Origin of the sequence: Paenibacillus apii (assembly GCF_011043685.1) — a bacterium.
GTDB classification, from domain to species: Bacteria; Bacillota; Bacilli; order Paenibacillales; family Paenibacillaceae; genus Paenibacillus_AQ; species Paenibacillus_AQ sabinae.
The window spans coordinates 99,156-115,537 of the sequence record NZ_JAAKGU010000012.1 but is presented as its reverse complement, the minus strand read 5'-3'; the positions used below and the strand labels follow the sequence as shown (position 1 = coordinate 115,537).

Here is a 16,382-nt window from a genome sequence, read left to right as displayed (position 1 = left end):
CGGAGGGCGGCAAAATATGCGGAAGCAAATAAAAAACGCCCTCGTCCGCCGCAGCGGCCGAAGGCGTTTTTTTCAAAATATAAGAATTTATAAGCTTCGCGCCTATCGTTTGATCTTAGCTGTACCAGCCCCAAACGAAGATGTAAAGTGTGCCGAAGATGGTGACCAGACCGACGAACAGCGCGTAGGCGATGTTGATGTACAGCTCTTTTTTCGTATCGGCCGATTCCCCGATGTGCATGAACAGGAACAGCTGCAGGGAAGCCTGAATGACAGCGGTGATGGTCAGAATAACGATATTCGCGGTATGGGAGAAATCTCCGTAAATGACCGCCAGCGCCGCCGCGGAAAGGACCAGAGAGGCAATATAGCCGATTACATGGCGAATGGGAAACAGCTTCTTCATCATGTCACATCAGTCCTTTCAGGTAGACGAAGCTGAAGATGAAAATCCAGACAACGTCCAGGAAGTGCCAGTACAGCGAGAAGATGAACGATTTGTTGGCTGTAGCCGGGTTAATCCCTTCCCGCATGAGCTGGATCATAATCGCTGCGCCCCACAGAAAACCGAAGGTTACGTGGGCGCCGTGAGTGCCGAGCAGTACGAACAGACTGGACAGGAACGCACTGGTCTGAAGCGTCGCGCCTTCATGCACATAAGTCACAAATTCTGCAATCTCGATGCCGAGGAAGCCGAGGCCCATCAGCAGCGTGATGCCGAAGAAGACGAGCGTGGCCCGCTTGTATTGATGGCGCATGGCGTGAATCGCCAGGCCGATCGTGAAGGAACTGGTGAGCAGCAGGAACGTCTCAATCAGCACCGGGCCGATCTCGAACAGCTCGCTTCCGCTAGGGCCTTCAGCGAAACGGTTCACCAGGACGAAGAATACGGTAAAGAGTGTGGCGAACAGCGCGATCTCCGCTCCCAGGAAGACCCAGAAGCCGAAGATGCGGTTGCTGTTCTCGTGCGTGCTATATTCAAGCGGTTTGGAGGTATCTACTTTCATACCGTTCCACCCCCCAGTTTCTTTTCTGTCTTGATCACTTTGTCAGCCGGAATATAGAAGCCGTGATCGCGTTCGAAGGACATCGCTGCCAGGGCAATCAGAACGCCGACGCCGGCAACAATCGCCGGAATCCACATGCTGAAGACCAGGAAGAACCCGAGGAAGAAGAAAACAACGCCAAGGACAAACGGCTTGCCGGTGTTGCTCGGCATATGAATCTTCGTGATCGGTTCTTCGAACAGCGGCTGCTTGTCGTGTTTCATGGCCCAAAAAGCATCGCGGGATTTAACTTTTGGAACAACCGCGAAGTTGTATTCCGGGATCGGGCTATGGGTCGCCCACTCCAGCGTACGTGCATCCCAAGGATCGCCGTTCTCGTCGCGCGGCATATAGCGCGTGCTCCAGTAAATGTTGTATACGAGAATAACGAAGCCGATCGCAAGTCCGAGCGCGCCGGCGAACGAGATCATGTTGAGCGGACCAAAGCCTGTTTCCGCGGAATAGGTGTACATCCGGCGCGTCATGCCCTTAAGGCCGAGAATGAACAGCGGGAAGAACGCCACGTTAAAGGAAATAATAATCCACCAGAAGGCGTGCTTGCCGATCCGCTCATTCAGGCGGAAGCCGAATACTTTCGGGAACCAGTAATGGAAGCCCGCGATAACGGCGAATACGGCGCCTGGAATGAGAACGTAGTGGAAATGAGCAACCAGGAACATCGTGTTATGGTACTGATAGTCGGCGCTGGCCATGGCCAGCATGACGCCGGTCACGCCGCCGATCGTGAAGATCGGAATGAAAGCGAGCGAGTAGAGCATCGGTGTCGTGAAGCTGATCCGCCCTTTACGCAGGGTGAACAGCCAGTTAAAGATTTTGACGCCTGTCGGAACGGCAATGGCCATCGTCGAAATCGAGAAGAAGCTGTTGACCATTACGCCTTGACCCATCGTATAGAAGTGATGCGCCCATACGAGAAAGGACAGCAGGGAGATAATCAGCATACTTGCTACCATCGAAGTGTAGCCGTACAGATTTTTCTTGGAAAAGGTTGCGATAATTTCACTGTAAATACCGAAGGCCGGCAAAATAACGATATAAACCTCCGGATGGCCCCATACCCAGAACAGGTTGGCCCAGAGCATATCCATGCCTCCGTTGGCCATGGTGAAGAACTGAGAGCCGAACAGACGGTCGAACATCATCAGCGCCAGGGCCACGGTCAGAACCGGGAAGGCGAAGACGATGATAACGTTCGTAATCAGCACGGACCAGGTGAACATCGGCATGCGCATCAGCGTCATGCCCGGAGCGCGCATCTTCAGAATCGTCACGATAAAGTTGACGCCTGTCATCAGTGTGCCAATACCGGAAATCTGCAGCGCCAGCGAGTAGTAGTTATTGCCGACCGTCGGACTGAACTCCAGACTCGCCAGCGGGAAGTAGGCGGACCAGCCGGCATCCGGCGACCCGCCGATGACGAATGAAATATTCAGCAGCATGGCTCCGAAGAAGAAGAGCCAGAAGCTGACCGCGTTCAGCCGCGGGAAGGCGACGTCGCGCGCGCCGATCTGCAGCGGCACGACAACGTTCATCAATCCGATAATAAATGGCATCGCCATGAAGAGAATCATAATCAGGCCGTGGGTCGTAAAGACCTCATTGTAATGCTGCGCGTCGAGAAATTTCATGTCCGGCGCGGCGGTCTGCAGGCGCATCATCATTGCGTCGATGCCTCCGCGGAACAGCATTAGCAGGGCAGCCAGGATGTACATGACGCCGATCCGCTTGTGGTCCACGGTCGTGAGCCATTCCCGCCACAGCCAGCCCCATTTTTTAAAAACGGTTAAACCGACGACAATCCCGATCGAGACGAGCGCGATGCTGATCATCGCCCCGTAGATCAGGGGTTCGCCGTGAACCTTGAATTTCTCCAAGTCAAAATTCATTGGGAGGACTCCTTTCAGATTGTTCGAGTAAGTCTAAAATTAATGGCTCTGGTGCGTAGCTTCAGCCGCAGGCGAGCTGGGCAGAGGAGAGTTCAGTTCAGGATTCGGCTTACTGTCGAATTCGCTCTGCTTCTCCGGAGCGGGAGACGGATGTACGTCCTTGTTCTCCTGGTGCTCCGTGTTGCCGTTGTCCATCTCCATGTTGCTGTGGTCCATGTCCATATGCTCGCTGTGCTCTCCCGGAGGAGGGCTGAACGACAGATGCGTGGACGAGAACGTCTCCTGTCCGACATGAGCCGTAGCCAGCAGCGATTTGAACTTGTCTTCGGTCAGCTGCGGAGCGGTTTCCTTGACGTCTTTTATCCATTGCTCATATTGTTCGGCGCTCATCGATCTAGCCGTGAACTCCATTTGGGCATAGCCCTTGCCGCTGAAGTTCGAGTTTCTGCCAAGAAAATCTCCTTGGGATTCGGCGACAAGATTCAGATAGGTCGTCATATCGCTCATCGCGTATTTCTGTCCGCCGAGCTGCGGAATCCAGAAGCTTGAAATCGGTCCGAAAGAATACAGCCGGAACTCGACCGGACGATTGACGGGGAAGTTCACATAGTTAACGGTTTCAATGCCTTCCTCCGGATAGCTGAAATGCCATTTCCAGTTGGAGGACGAAGCATAAATGACCATCGGTTTCTGATCCTTGTAGCCCTCGGGAACATTCTCCACGGCATTCGTCGTCTTCACCGTGACAACCGAGAGGAAGGCGACGATGATGATCGGAATGGCGATCCAAGTGGTCTCCAGCCATATATTTCCTTCTTCATGCGGAGGAATGTACCCTTCGTTGCTTTTTTTTGCACGGTACTTCACGAGCATGATAATGTAGAGGATGTAAACCACGGCCAGGACGCCGAGCATCGTCAGAATGGACAGGATGATCGTGTCGGACAGCGTTTTTGCGGCAGGTCCCTTCGGATCCAGAACGGTAATCGAACTGCATCCGGGCAGCAGCAGGAAAAGGCTGATAAACAATGCGTATAAAGGCCCTTTTTTGTTCATGATGAACTCCTTTCCTTAAATACTGGTTTTCATTAACCGGAAAACATCAACCTCTATCTATATTAGAAATTCCTTAATGGGAATGCAAAATACACAATATAGTCGTAATACCATATAAATCCTATAAAGTGGCGGTTTATTTAATTTTCTGTGTAGAAACTGTTACAAAATTCGAGATGATGTGATATAAATCACTGTCACTACGCTGTTTTGTGCCCTTTTTTTATTGTTCATAATTTGTTCATGAATTCACGAATGTTGCTAAGTTTGTCACAATTAAATCGCTGTTCCGTACGGTGTTTCGGCGGCGGTAACAAGTTTTTTGCCTGGTGGTTACATTCTCTCAAATTCGTCCAAATCTATTTATGATAAGGTTTAAGAGAACCCGACTACACAGGATAGGAGACTTGCCGCCTTGTCAATTAAAAAACTGTTGTTATGTGCCATTCTCTTTATCTTCATTATCCCATGGGGGGCAGGGACGGGAGCGGTTGCCGCGGAAAGCGGCGGAATTAAGCTGGCAATCAATGATAGTGTTACGGATATCCGTGCCGTGTGCGTGGAGTATACGTTCTATGTGCCGGTTCGCGAGCTTGCGGAGAAGCTGAAGCTCAGCTTTACGGGCACGCCGGAGGATCTAAGTCTAGCTGGAGATGCCGGAAGTCTCAGAATCTTGCAAGAGGGTAAGGGAATCACGGGGGACGGGACGGAAATAAGCCTGACTGTCTTTAAACGCGGAGACAACCTGATGGTTCCCGTGAAAATTGTTCCGCTGCTGGGATATGCCGTGTCCTATCGGCCCGATCTGCATTTGCTGCGGATTACGGACGGGACGCAGACGCTGGATGACTTCGCTTTTGCCGCGAAGTTCAAGAACGAGCTTGCGCCGGAGGAGCCGGCCGTGCCTGCCCCGGACCCGTCTCCGGCCGCGCCCGAATCTCCGGAATCTTCCTCGCCCCCACGGGATTCTTCCAAACCGGGAGCCCTGGGGAAAATCGTCTATTTGACCTTCGACGACGGACCGTCGGCGGCGACCGGGCAGCTGCTCGATATTCTGGATGAGCATGGCGCGAAGGCGACCTTTTTCATGCTGGGACCGCGCATCGAGCGTTTCCCGAATCAAGTGAAGCGCATGGTCCAATCTAAGCAGGGCCTCGGCCTGCATGGCATGACCCATATGAAGAGTAAATTTTACGCCTCGCCGTCAGCGGCGCTTGCCGAAATGAACCGGGACAATGCCTTGCTTAAGGCAGTCTCCGGAGAATTCACCAAGCTGATCCGCACGCCTTACGGCAGCAAGCCGTATTTTACGAAAGCCTTCAGAGATGAGGTGCTGGGCAGCGGCTACCGCCTGTGGGACTGGAACGTCGATTCGCTGGACTGGAAGTATGGGAGCGAGGGTGATTCCGTCTATGCCAATGTGGTCAGCCAGGTGAACAAGCTGGAGAAGGGCGCCGCCGCCCCGATTATTCTGATGCATGATCAGAAGGCGACGCTCAAGGTGCTGCCCCGTATTTTGGAGTATCTCCAAAAGAAAGGATACCGATACGAGATCATCACCTCCGCTCTGAGGCCGGTGAATTTCTGGCATGATACGCGTTGAACTTGTGCGGGCTCCCGTATAGAATTTCAAACTTAAAAAGCGTCCCGAAGAGCTCTATAGGCTTTCGGTGACGCTTTTTTTGGCTATTTTTCGCCGAATAGGTAAAGGCACAGCATGTCGGCTAGCTCCGCTTTAATACGGTCAGCTGAAACGCTTCCGCCGAAGAAGACAATACGGTCCACGACGCTGCTTACCGACTCGAAGACAACAACGGCGGCGGCTTCCAGATCGCTAACACACAGCTCCTGCTCGCTCAGCTTCAGAAACTCCACTGTTTTTCGCCGGCCTGTATCGTATTGGCTCTCCAGCATCTCCTTGATCCCCTCGTCGGCTAGCATCATAGCGGAAAGCTCCCGATGATAGCTGATGTACGGAGCGTGGGATTGAATAAGGCTGTCGATCATATGAGAGATGACCGTACGTTTGTCCGACTGCCTGGCGCTAAGCTGCGCCACTGTAGCGTCAACATGGGACTGCATCGCTTCACTGTGAATTTTAAGAACATCAAGAAATACATCGCGCTTGTCCGTGAAATAGGAATAAAAGCTTCCGGTGGAGACGCCCGCGGCGGCGGCGATCTGCTTGGTGTTCGTGCGGTGATAGCCTTTTTCGGAAAAGAGTTCGGCCGCCGCCTGAACAATCGCTTCCTTGGTCTTGATGCTCCGGTCCTGCCGGGGCTTTCTTGTTTTGTCCGCTAGCTGTTCTTCAGTTTCGTTCACGCGAAAACCCTCCTCAATCAAGATTGTAAGGAAGGCGGCATGGAGTGTCAAACAAAAGTTGAACTATTGTTCATTTTTTTGTTGACAAACATGAACTAAAGTTCATATAATTTTGAACGCGAACTATAGTTCATGTTTTACCGAGGGGAGAGTTTGTAGATGAGTGAAAAAATGAAGAGGGCATTTGCGTTCACAGCCATCATTCTGGGATTTTTTATGGCGCTGCTGGATACGACGATCGTTAACATCGCCCTGCCGGAAATGACAACGTATTTTGGGGGCGGCGTCGCGGAAATTTCGTGGGTCATGAACGGTTACAATTTGGCCTTTGCCGTCTTTATTTTGACGGCTTCCCGGCTGGCAGACCAGTTCGGGCGCAGAAAGGTGTTTCTCATCGGCATCACTTTATTCACGGTCACGTCGCTGCTCGCCGGATTTGCGCCGAGTCTCGAAGTCTTAATCGGGCTGCGGGTCATACAGGGTCTGGCGGGCGCGATCATCGTGCCGGTGACGATTCCGCTGACGACCACGACGTTTCCGAAGGAGATGCATAGCGCAATTATCGGGATATGGGGGGCCGTCTCGGGTCTTGCTGCAGCCAGCGGACCGGCGCTCGGGGGAGTGCTGACGGAGAATCTAAACTGGCAGTGGATCTTTTTTGTCAATGTGCCGCTCGGCGTGCTGAGCTTGATTCTGACGCCAATGTTCATCAGGGAGTCGAAAGATGTCTCTGCCGGACGGAGAGTGGACTTGGCGGGTACGCTGTTCATTACCGGGAGTATGTTCTGTTTCGTTTATGGCCTGATCCGGGTCGATGATTGGGGCTGGACCTCATCGGCCATTCTGCTGCTCTTCGCTGCAGGTTTGCTTTCTCTGCTTCTCTTTCTGTACGCGGAGCGTAAGGGCGCTGAACCGATGCTTCCGCTGGAGCTGATGAAGATCAAAGCCTTTAACGGAGCGGCTCTGACTTTGCTGATTGTCGGTGCCGGACTGATGAATATTTCGCTGCTGACCACCTTTTTTATGACGCGTATTATGGGAATGACCGAACTTAAGGCGGGGTTGATTCTGTCGATGCTGGCAATCGGTTCAACCTTGACCTCGGCGGTTTCCGGACCGCTGTCCGGGAAGTACGGAAGCCGGTGGTTTGCCGCGGGGGGAGTCGTGGTGATGGCGGGCGCCACCTATTCCCTTGGCGGGTTGACCTCCGCCTCGCCGGTGAGCGGCATTCTGCTGCGCCTGGCATTGGCCGGCATCGGAATTGGCCTTACGATGGCTCCGGTCATGTCGGCGGCGGTCCGGAATGTACCCGAGGAGAAGGTCGGGATTTCCTCGGGTGTCATTAATATGACGAAGGCGCTTGGCAGTGTTCTTGGCGTAGCCATCATCGTCACTTCGCTCCAGCAGAATCTTGATGATAAGGCCCGAGCCGCCCGCAGCAGCGCCGTGCAGATGGTTCGGAACGACGCAAAGCTGCTGCCGCCTGTGAAGGAAGCCCTGATGGCGTCGCTGCAAGGCGCCGGTTCCGGGGATTCGGCCGAAGCGGCTTCGCTTCCTTCGCCCGAGAGCGCGGCGGCGGCAGTCGGCTCGCAGCTTCATGCCGCCGCTTCGAAGCTTGCTCCGGAAGAACGGGCGGCGCTTGAGCAGTCGGCGCAAGGCCAGATGCGCGAGACGGAAGCGCTCGTTGGCCGGATCGGCCGTGAAATGAAGGAGGCGGCGGTGAAGGGGTTCAGCCGCACTTTTGCGCTGGCCGGCCTTCTACTTCTTCCCGGGATTCTCTTCGCCCTGATCAGCGACCGAGCCCGCCGGCGCAGCGAGGGAGCAATTCCGGCTTCGGAGAAAGGAACGCTGCTCTAAATAGGCGAAATAGGCGGCATCCCTTTCACCTCCGCTGATTCTGCCGTCCCCAAGGAGATGAGGAAATCTCCCGGGGACGGCTTGTTCCATTTGGGTGAAAAGTGTATTGACAATGTCCGCCAACTGTATTATTAATAATAGTACAGTTGACACACTTGCTCATTCAAAGGGAGCTATGAGCCCGTGAGCGAGGGAAGGGGGAGTCGCATGTGTTCGAGCTGGACGTTCGCAGCCGCAGGCCGATTTACGAGCAGTTAACGGATAAAATCAAGGAACTGATTTTATATGGCATTTTACGGTCCGATGAGCAGCTTCCGTCCGTACGGACGCTGTCGGCGCAGCTTACCGTGAATCCGAATACCATTCAGAAGGCTTACCGTGAACTGGAGCGGGAAGGCTATATTTATTCCCGGCCGGGAAAGGGCAGCTTCGTTTCGCCTGCGCAGCAGGGAACGAATGCGGCCAAGAAGGCCGAAGTGCGCGAGGAACTGCTGCGACTGATGGCAGAGGCCGTATACCTCGGCTTTACCGAAGCGGAAATCGGCGAATTATTTAAACAGGCGTCGGAGAAAAAAGGGGAGGAGGATCAGCCATGATCGAGATACGGGAGGTCAGCAAAATTTTTCAGGACCGGAAGGCGGTTCAGGGAATGTCCTTGACCATACATAAAGGGAACATATTCGGTCTGCTAGGCTCGAACGGGGCGGGCAAGACGACGCTGCTCAAGACGCTTGCGGGGATCTACATTCCCGATGGGGGAAGCGTGCGGATTGACGGCAAGCCGGTGTTTGAGAACCCTGAAACCAAGGGGAGAATCGTATTTATGCCGGATTTTCCTTATTTCTTCCCCCAGGCTTCCATCCGGCAGATGGCCGATTTCTACAGCTCCGTCTACCCGCATTGGAGCCGGGAACGCTTTGAGGAGCTTGGCGGATTGTTCTCGCTGGACCCGAAGCGCAAGCTGAACCGGCTGTCCAAAGGGATGCGGCAGCAGGCCGCTTTTTGGCTGGCGCTCAGCTGCATGCCGGATGTGCTGATCATGGATGAGCCGCTCGACGGGCTCGATCCGGTAATGCGGCGGCTGATTAAAAATGTGCTGTTCCAGGAGGTGGCCGAGCGCGGCCTTACCGCCGTCATCTCCTCGCATAATTTGCGCGAGATTGAAGACCTCTGCGACCATGTCGGCATTATGCACGAAGGGGCGCTGCTGATCGACAAGGAGCTTGACGAGCTCAAATCCGATACGCATAAAGTGCAGGTCGCTTTCCGGGATGAACGGCATGAGTCGGCGCTGTCTGGCAAGCTGAACATTCTGCACCGCGAACGGCGGGGGAGCGTCTCCCTCTTTATCGTAAAAGGAGAACGCGAGCGGATCGCGGACGCCTTCCGGGTCTATAACCCGTACGTGCTGGATCTTCTGCCGCTGACCCTGGAAGAAATCTTTATTTACGAAATGGAGGGAGCGGGCTATGACATCGCGCCGATTCTACTTTAACCGGGGGATGCTCCGGCAAAACCTAAGGCAGCATTCCTGGATCGCCGTCGTGTACCTGCTCGGTCTGCTGTTCGCTCTTCCGCTGCAAATGTTTCTTGGCGGAAATGGAAATCCTGACTCGCCGCCGCAGAAGGTGAAGGATCTGTTCTACATCAGCGGCTCACTGACCATGCTGTTCACGCTGTCGCTGCCTGTGGCAGCCGGTCTGCTGCTGTTCCGCTACCTTCAGCATAAAGGGGCGGCGGACATGGCGCATAGCCTTCCGCTCCGACGGAAGCATCTGCTTACGGTCCAACTGCTTAGCGGCTTCATTCTGCTGCTCGTTCCGGTCTGGATTACGGCGCTTACCGCCGGCGTGGTGCAAGGCTGGGACGGCAACATGTTCCTGTACAGCGGTGCGGATGTCTGGTCCTGGGGAGCTATAGTCAGCCTCCTCTCGCTGTTCCTGTTCACCTTGACTGCTTTCGCCGGCATATGTCTCGGTATTACCGTACTGCAGGGCATCGTTGTCTATATTTTGCTGATTTTGCCCGCCGTGCTCTCGCAAATGGCCCTTTTCCATTTATCTATGTACCTGTACGGGTTTCCGTACAATAATTTGCGAGGGATAGACTACTGGTCCCCGCTACTCCACATGATAAATATTAACGCGGTGCCTTATTCCTGGGGAGAACTCGGCATCTACGCGGCATTAATCGTTCTGTTCGTCCTGCTGTCGTATGTGCTGTACCGCAAGCGTCAGGTGGAGACGGCGGGACAGGCGATCGCATTCACCTACTTCAATCCGCTGTTTAAAGGCGGAGTCATGTTGTGCGCCATGCTGATCTCCGGAACCTACTTTGCCCAAATGCGTCCGGGAGGCATCGGGTGGGCCGTCGCCGGCTTCGCGATCGGGGCCGTTATCGGCTATGCCGGAGCGGAAATGGTCATCCGGAAATCGTGGCAAATCCTGAACCGGAAGCTGCCCCTGCGTTTTGCGGGTTACGTGGTTGTTCTTGGACTGCTGCTGTACCTTCCCGTATCGCCCCTTACCGGCTTTGAGACGAGATTACCCGCTGCAGACAAGGTTGCCGGGGTATTTGCCGGAAGTTTGTACCAGGCTTATACGGATTCACAATCGGTTCATGCAATTCCGGCGGATTACAATACGATCGGCAGTCCTTATAAGGGAGTAGACCCGTTTTCTTCAGACCCTGCTTATATAACGTCCGTCCGCAAGCTTCATGAAGCGCTGATCCAGGTGCGGCCGGGTGAGGGGGAGGACCGGTACAAGGTTTACACGGGACGAAGATTATTTGGCTATACTCTGGTCTATGAGCTGAAGGATGGCCACAAGGTCGCCCGGCAGTACAATATCCCGTTGGCCGGTTTCGAGCCCGAACTTCGAGCGGTGATGGAGTCCCCGTCATTCAAGCGGACGGAATATCTCCTGCCGCTGCTTGACAAGAAGGCCGCGAGCATTCAGGTAAGCTCAGGCGTCAAATACGTAAACATCACGGATGCTGCGGATATCGCGGCGTTCAAAGAGCTTCTGAAAAAAGAGATCTTGAACATGTCCTTTGAAGACCAGACAGACGACGCGGTTTCGCTGGCCAACATCCGTATCGCCACGGAAGAGTCGATAAACCATCCTTATTCGGGATACATGTTCGGAGGCTACAACTGGAAACCGTCTTTTCATGAACTGGGGGCTTGGCTCGAACAAAAAGGCTATGCGGAAAAGGTTCGGATCAAACCCGAAGATCTCGTATCCGTCGAGGTGGCGAAGCAGAGCGGCGAGGATGTCCTTTCCAAAGGAATGGATTATGATCCTTGGGCGCATCTCCGGGCTGCGAGGGAAGCGGGACGGTCCGTCATTGTCAAAGACAAGGCGCGAATTGATGAGATCTTAAAAATACAGCGGCTGTATTCGGCAGAGAAGGGTTCGTATCTCGTTCTTCTGAAGTTCAGGAATGGAAACAGCAACATTAGCAGGCTGAAGGCTTCCGATCTGACGCCCGAATTAAAAGCGCTGCTGCCCTAAAGGCGGCCGGAGAATGGAGAAGATTAAATGCGCAGGCGATGCCTTATGAACGGAGGTGAGGGTCATGAATCCGGTGGAAGATCATCTTGATTTCGGGCTGCAAATTGTATTCATCGGCTTCAACCCGAGCCTGCGCTCCGGAGAAGTCGGGCATCATTATGCGAATCCGCGCAACAACTTCTGGAGAATTCTGTACCGCAGCGGACTTACGCCTCGGCTGTACGAAGCTTCCGAGGACGGCGAACTGCTGAAGCTCGGCTACGGCTTCACCAATATCGTCGCCCGCCCCACACGGGGAGCGGAGGATATTACCCGCGACGAATACGATCAGGGGCGGGAAATGCTTCGCGCCAAGCTGATGAAGTACCGGCCGCAAATCGCCTGCTTTGTCGGCAAGGGCGTGTACACGGAATTCAGCCGCAGGGCGAAGGCCGATTGGGGCTTTCAGGAGGCGCTGGAGCCGGTGGTGAACGGTGTTCGCGAGTTCGTCGCCCCGTCCTCCAGCGGGCTGGTGCGGATGCCGATGGATGAAATTGTCGGCATTTACCGAAGGCTAAGCGAGGCGGTTCGGGAACGTGCGGATCTGTAGTTCATAAAACCTTCTCCCCGATGAGGCAGGAATGCACGGGTCGAAAGTTGAACTTACTTAAAGGAAGTTCAACTTAAAGAACGATATCAACCAAGTATGCGTCAATTCCATGCATGAAGTCGGGAGGTTAGACTGCAAGTGAAGTATGAAGTCATTCTGTTTGACGCGGACGATACGCTGTTTGACTACGACCAGGCGGAAAGCTATGCGCTGCGGGAAGCTTTTAAGCAGTTCGGCATGCATTCCAGCTACGAGGTTTGCGCCCCTGCCTACAAAGAAATCAACAAAGCGCTGTGGCGGGATCTGGAGCTGGGGCTGATTACCTCCGCCGCGCTGCGCGTGGAACGGTTTACCCGGCTGTTTGCCGCGCATGGCCTTGAACTGGACCCGGAGTCGTTCAGTTCCGCTTACTTGCTCCATCTGGGAGAGGGGATTTTCCTGGTTGAGGGGGCGGCGGAGCTGTGCAATGAGCTTGCGGGTTGCCGTCTCGCGGTCATTACCAACGGGATCAAGGAGGTTCAGTACTCGCGCATTCAAGGCTCGCCGCTTCGCGGTGCGTTCGCGCAGATTATCATCTCCGAGGAAGTCGGAAGCCAGAAGCCGGAGCGGGGCATCTTCGACCACGCTTTCGCAAGGCTGGGACTCACCGCCGGGGACAAGCGCAAAGTGCTGATCGTCGGCGATACGCTGACCTCGGACATTCAGGGCGGCATTTCCTACGGCATCGACACCTGCTGGTTTAACCCCCTGGGTAAGCCCAGGGACCCGGTAATTGTACCGACCTATGAAATACGGGCGTTATCGGAGCTGCGGCTTATTATCGAAGGCAGAGAGCCGGAAGGGCTTCCGGGCGTCGAAGGAGGTCCGGGCAGGGAAGAGCCGATATCTTGAGCTACCGTATTTTTCGCGTAAAAAAGAGGATGACCTCGGGCCGCGCCCCAGAGCATCCTCTTTATTTTGAACAGCCAAAGTTACTGCCGCGTATCCAGCGGCTTAAGCATTTCCTCGATCTGGCTGCGCTTCGGCTCCAGGAACGGAGGCAGCGCCAGCGATTCGCCAAGACGGTCGGCCGGCTCATCCGTATCGAAGCCCGGTCCGTCCGTAGCCAGCTCGAACAAAATGCCGCCCGGCTCCCGGAAGTACAGGGAACGGAAGTAGAAGCGGTCGACAAAGCCGGAATTGGGGAGATTCGCGGAACGGAGCCGCTCAATCCACTGCTTGAGCTCCTCTTCGTTGTCCACCCGGAAGGCGACATGATGCACGCCGCCCCGGCCCAGATGCTCGGGCGGCAGATCATTCCGCTCCTCGACATGCACCTCGGCGCCCGAGCCGCCTTGGCCGGTCTCGAACACGATGACGTCTGGCTGGCCCGGGACATCCGAAGGATAGGCGCCCCTGCGCCGGAACCCGAGAAGCTGCTCTAGTACGGCCGCGGTTGGTGCAGCGTTCTCCACCGTCAGATGCACCGGCCCAAGTCCGGCGATTGCATACTCGGCGGGAACGGGACCTTTGGCCCACGGGCGCCCGCCTGCGACGCCCTGATTGTTCTCATCCGAGACGAGGATGAGCCGCTGCCCTTCGGGGTCGCGGAAGAACAGCGTTAGCCGCCCGCCGCGGTCCGTAATCTCTCCGAGCTTGATCCCGTATTGTCCGAGCCGCTCCTGCCAATAGTCCAAAGCGGCGTCGGAGGGAACCCGCAGAGACAGTGCGGAGATGCTGTTATTGCCGTCCCGGTTGCGGCCCGCCATTGGTATTTCGAAGAATGTGACCTCGGTGCCGGGGCTTCCTTTTTCATCGCCGTAGAATAAATGGTAGACGGAGATATCGTCCTGATTGACCGTTTTTTTAACCAGACGCAGACCCAGAACCTCGGTGTAAAACTTGAAGTTCTCCTGCGCATTGGCCGTAATGGCGGATACATGGTGAAGTCCTTTGAGTTCCATGTGAATACCTCCTATATATAAGCTGAACTTGAATTTTTTACATCAGATACCAGTCGGTAACTACGAGGAATGTTTGGACTTCCGGCCGCTGTTGTCCCCAGATTTCTTAATTAAAACCGCTATTCGCGGATGAAATCCGGTGACAAAGGCGATCGCTATCGCTCCTACAGTTCCAAACTTCCCCTTCGTTACTCCTTACCCTGATGTCATTTTGCAAGTTCATCCTATATAGTATGTTTATTTCATTCAGTAAAAATTTAGTTGCCTTAATTTTAATAGTTAACTAAGGAAATTTCAACTACTTATTTTAAGAAAGTGAAATTCTGAAGAGTCGTATGCCTGGAAAAGGAAACAGAAGCACTCTCACGAGCTCTGCAGTTGTCTGGGGCGGAGAGACCGGCGGGAGGCTCAAAAACGGGGTTTCGTTCGAGACTGGCGACTTCCGCTTCTGGCGGCTTCCTATCAATCTGTGGTATATTAATGGAACAAAACCAAAGTAAGGAGCTTGGAAATGGAAAAAACATTAATCTTTGGACACAAGAATCCCGACACTGATACGATTTGCTCCGCCATCGCCTACGCCGCGCTCAAAAAAGAGCTGGGCTGGGACGCTGAAGCCATCCGCCTCGGCGAAGTCGGCTCCGAAACGCAATACGCCCTGGACCATTTCGGAGTGGAAGCGCCGCGTCTGGTAGAAAATGTGGCCGGCGAAGCGAAGCAGGTTATTCTCGTCGACCATAACGAGCGTCAGCAGAGCGCCAATGACATCGACCAGGTGCGCGTCGTCGAAGTTATCGACCATCACCGGATCGCCAACTTCGAAACGGCTCACCCGCTGTATTACCGCGCCGAGCCGGTAGGCTGCACGGCAACGATCCTGAAGAAACTCTACAAGGAGAACGGAGTGGAGATTTCGAAGCCGGTAGCCGGACTTATGCTGTCCGCCATCGTGTCCGACTCCCTGCTGTTCAAATCCCCGACCTGCACGGAAGAAGATGTGGCTGCAGCCAAGGAACTGGCACAGATCGCCGGCGTGGACGCGGATAGCTACGGTCTGAGCATGCTGAAGGCCGGAGCGGACCTGAGCGACAAGAGCATCGATACGCTGCTGAATCTGGACGCGAAGGAATTCTCAATGGGCGACAAGAAAGTGGTTATCGCCCAGGTCAACGCCGTGGATACGAACGATGTGCTGTCCCGCCAGGCCGAGCTTGAAGCCGCCCTGCAGGGCATTATCGACGAGAAGGGGCTTGACCTGTTCCTGTTCGTCGTAACGGACATCCTGAACAGCGATTCCATCGGCGTAGCGCTGGGCAGCGCGGCAGGCGCCGTCGAGAAGGCTTATAATGTGAAGCTGGACGGCAACAAGGCCCTGCTTAAAGGCGTCGTTTCCCGCAAATCGCAAATCGTGCCGGTGCTTACCGAAACGATCTCCAAGCTGTAGGTTAAAGAGCGGAATTTATGATTTAGAGCCCGCGGAGCTGCCGGACAGGCCTCGAGGCCGGGTCCCCGGTCAGCGGGAAAGATAGGCGCAGGGAATCCCGAAAGCCGCTAGCGGCAAGGGGTTCTCTTTTTTTTGCCGGATATGCTCTTGATGAGGGCCGTTTTAAAACGGATTGCTTGTTGGGTGTGCCATTGATACAATTAGAGGGACTAAGGCGAAGGGAGGAGAAGGGGATGACCAAACGCAATATAGGCTCTCTGCAGTATAAATCATTCGGTCTGGCCCTTCAGGCGCTGGTCCTGCTTGCCAAGGACGGGGGAACCTGTCCCAGCTGCGAGATCGCCAAGATGATGTCATCCGAGCCTACGCTGCTGCGCCGCATACTGGCCAAGCTGGCGAAGGCATCCATCCTGGTCACCCGGGAAGGGCGGGATGGGGGATACACGCTGAACAAGGCGCCCGATCAGCTGACGCTGGCTGAAGTGTACCGCGCGCTGGAAGTAGGAGAGGCCCGACATGAAGCGGTTAGCGGCACGATGTGCGTGAACGATTTCGGGACTCAGATGAAGAAGGCCTGCTGCGGCATTTTGGAAGAGGTCGACCGAAGCGTTACCGAGGTGCTCAAAAATTATACGGTTGCCGACGTCGTCCGAAAAGCAGAATATTGACAGTTTGCTTTTTGTTGCTTTATACTGTGCTT

At 54.6% G+C, this 16,382-nt stretch carries 15 protein-coding genes; 9 read left to right on the top strand and 6 right to left on the bottom strand.

The features are described from left to right. Positions 1-115: 115 nt before the first annotated feature. From qoxD to qoxA, 4 genes are read right to left on the bottom strand one after another with little or no spacing between them, the layout of a single operon-like run. Complete coding sequence (gene qoxD / locus G5B47_RS21205; protein WP_165102445.1) at positions 116-409, bottom strand: cytochrome aa3 quinol oxidase subunit IV; 294 nt, start codon at positions 407-409, stop codon at positions 116-118. Between the two features lies 1 nt (position 410). Continuing rightward, positions 411-1,007 (bottom strand): cytochrome aa3 quinol oxidase subunit III, encoded by a 597-nt coding sequence (gene qoxC / locus G5B47_RS21200; protein ID WP_165102442.1) that lies wholly within the window; start codon positions 1,005-1,007, stop codon positions 411-413. Beyond that, positions 1,004-2,953, bottom strand: coding sequence for a cytochrome aa3 quinol oxidase subunit I (qoxB, locus tag G5B47_RS21195; RefSeq protein ID WP_165102440.1), 1,950 nt, complete (start codon positions 2,951-2,953; stop codon positions 1,004-1,006). The genes qoxC and qoxB overlap by 4 nt, the downstream gene beginning before the upstream one ends. A gap of 39 nt (positions 2,954-2,992) precedes the next feature. Continuing rightward, positions 2,993-4,009, bottom strand: coding sequence for a cytochrome aa3 quinol oxidase subunit II (qoxA, locus tag G5B47_RS21190; RefSeq protein WP_165102437.1), 1,017 nt, complete (start codon positions 4,007-4,009; stop codon positions 2,993-2,995). A 415-nt stretch (positions 4,010-4,424) separates the two neighbouring features. Here qoxA and G5B47_RS21185 point away from each other — a divergent pair, with 415 nt between their 5' ends. Then, the gene (locus G5B47_RS21185) at positions 4,425-5,612 is read left to right on the top strand and encodes a polysaccharide deacetylase family protein (RefSeq protein ID WP_165102435.1); all 1,188 of its coding nucleotides are present in this window, start codon (positions 4,425-4,427) and stop codon (positions 5,610-5,612) included. A gap of 83 nt (positions 5,613-5,695) precedes the next feature. Here the strand turns inward: G5B47_RS21185 and G5B47_RS21180 are convergent, their stop codons facing one another. Then, positions 5,696-6,331 carry a TetR/AcrR family transcriptional regulator gene (locus G5B47_RS21180; RefSeq protein WP_165102432.1) on the bottom strand — a complete coding sequence of 212 codons (636 nt, stop codon included), beginning with the start codon at positions 6,329-6,331 and terminating at the stop codon, positions 5,696-5,698. Positions 6,332-6,490: 159 nt separating this feature from the next. Between G5B47_RS21180 and G5B47_RS21175 the strand changes: the two genes are divergently transcribed. The 6 genes from G5B47_RS21175 to G5B47_RS21150 all read left to right on the top strand — a co-directional run bounded on the left by G5B47_RS21175 (position 6,491) and on the right by G5B47_RS21150 (position 13,186). Next, positions 6,491-8,188, top strand: a complete 1,698-nt coding sequence (locus tag G5B47_RS21175) for an MFS transporter (RefSeq protein WP_165102429.1) — start codon at positions 6,491-6,493, stop codon at positions 8,186-8,188. A gap of 209 nt (positions 8,189-8,397) precedes the next feature. Beyond that, positions 8,398-8,784: a GntR family transcriptional regulator gene (locus G5B47_RS21170; protein ID WP_165102426.1), complete on the top strand. Its 387-nt coding sequence runs from the start codon at positions 8,398-8,400 to the stop codon at positions 8,782-8,784. Continuing rightward, positions 8,781-9,683, top strand: coding sequence for an ABC transporter ATP-binding protein (locus G5B47_RS21165; protein WP_165102424.1), 903 nt, complete (start codon positions 8,781-8,783; stop codon positions 9,681-9,683). The genes G5B47_RS21170 and G5B47_RS21165 overlap by 4 nt, the downstream gene beginning before the upstream one ends. Beyond that, positions 9,658-11,706 (top strand): DUF6449 domain-containing protein, encoded by a 2,049-nt coding sequence (locus G5B47_RS21160; protein WP_165102421.1) that lies wholly within the window; start codon positions 9,658-9,660, stop codon positions 11,704-11,706. Before G5B47_RS21165 ends, G5B47_RS21160 begins: the two co-directional genes overlap by 26 nt. Positions 11,707-11,770: 64 nt before the next feature. Next, on the top strand, positions 11,771-12,295 hold the full coding sequence (locus tag G5B47_RS21155; RefSeq protein WP_165102418.1) for a mismatch-specific DNA-glycosylase: 525 nt from the start codon (positions 11,771-11,773) through the stop codon (positions 12,293-12,295). A gap of 138 nt (positions 12,296-12,433) precedes the next feature. Next, a complete protein-coding gene (locus tag G5B47_RS21150) occupies positions 12,434-13,186 on the top strand; it encodes a YjjG family noncanonical pyrimidine nucleotidase (protein WP_165102415.1) in 753 nt (250 codons plus the stop codon). Between the two features lie 80 nt (positions 13,187-13,266). On the opposite strand, the gene G5B47_RS21145 is transcribed toward G5B47_RS21150, so the two are convergent. After that, positions 13,267-14,238: a ring-cleaving dioxygenase gene (locus G5B47_RS21145; RefSeq protein ID WP_165102412.1), complete on the bottom strand. Its 972-nt coding sequence runs from the start codon at positions 14,236-14,238 to the stop codon at positions 13,267-13,269. A gap of 511 nt (positions 14,239-14,749) precedes the next feature. On the opposite strand from G5B47_RS21145, the gene G5B47_RS21140 reads away from it, so the two are divergent. Both G5B47_RS21140 and G5B47_RS21135 read left to right on the top strand, forming a co-directional pair. Further along, positions 14,750-15,682 carry a manganese-dependent inorganic pyrophosphatase gene (locus G5B47_RS21140; protein WP_165102410.1) on the top strand — a complete coding sequence of 311 codons (933 nt, stop codon included), beginning with the start codon at positions 14,750-14,752 and terminating at the stop codon, positions 15,680-15,682. Between the two features lie 233 nt (positions 15,683-15,915). Then, entirely contained in the window at positions 15,916-16,350 is a 435-nt protein-coding gene (locus G5B47_RS21135) for an RrF2 family transcriptional regulator (protein ID WP_165102408.1), read from the top strand. Positions 16,351-16,382 lie beyond the last annotated feature (32 nt).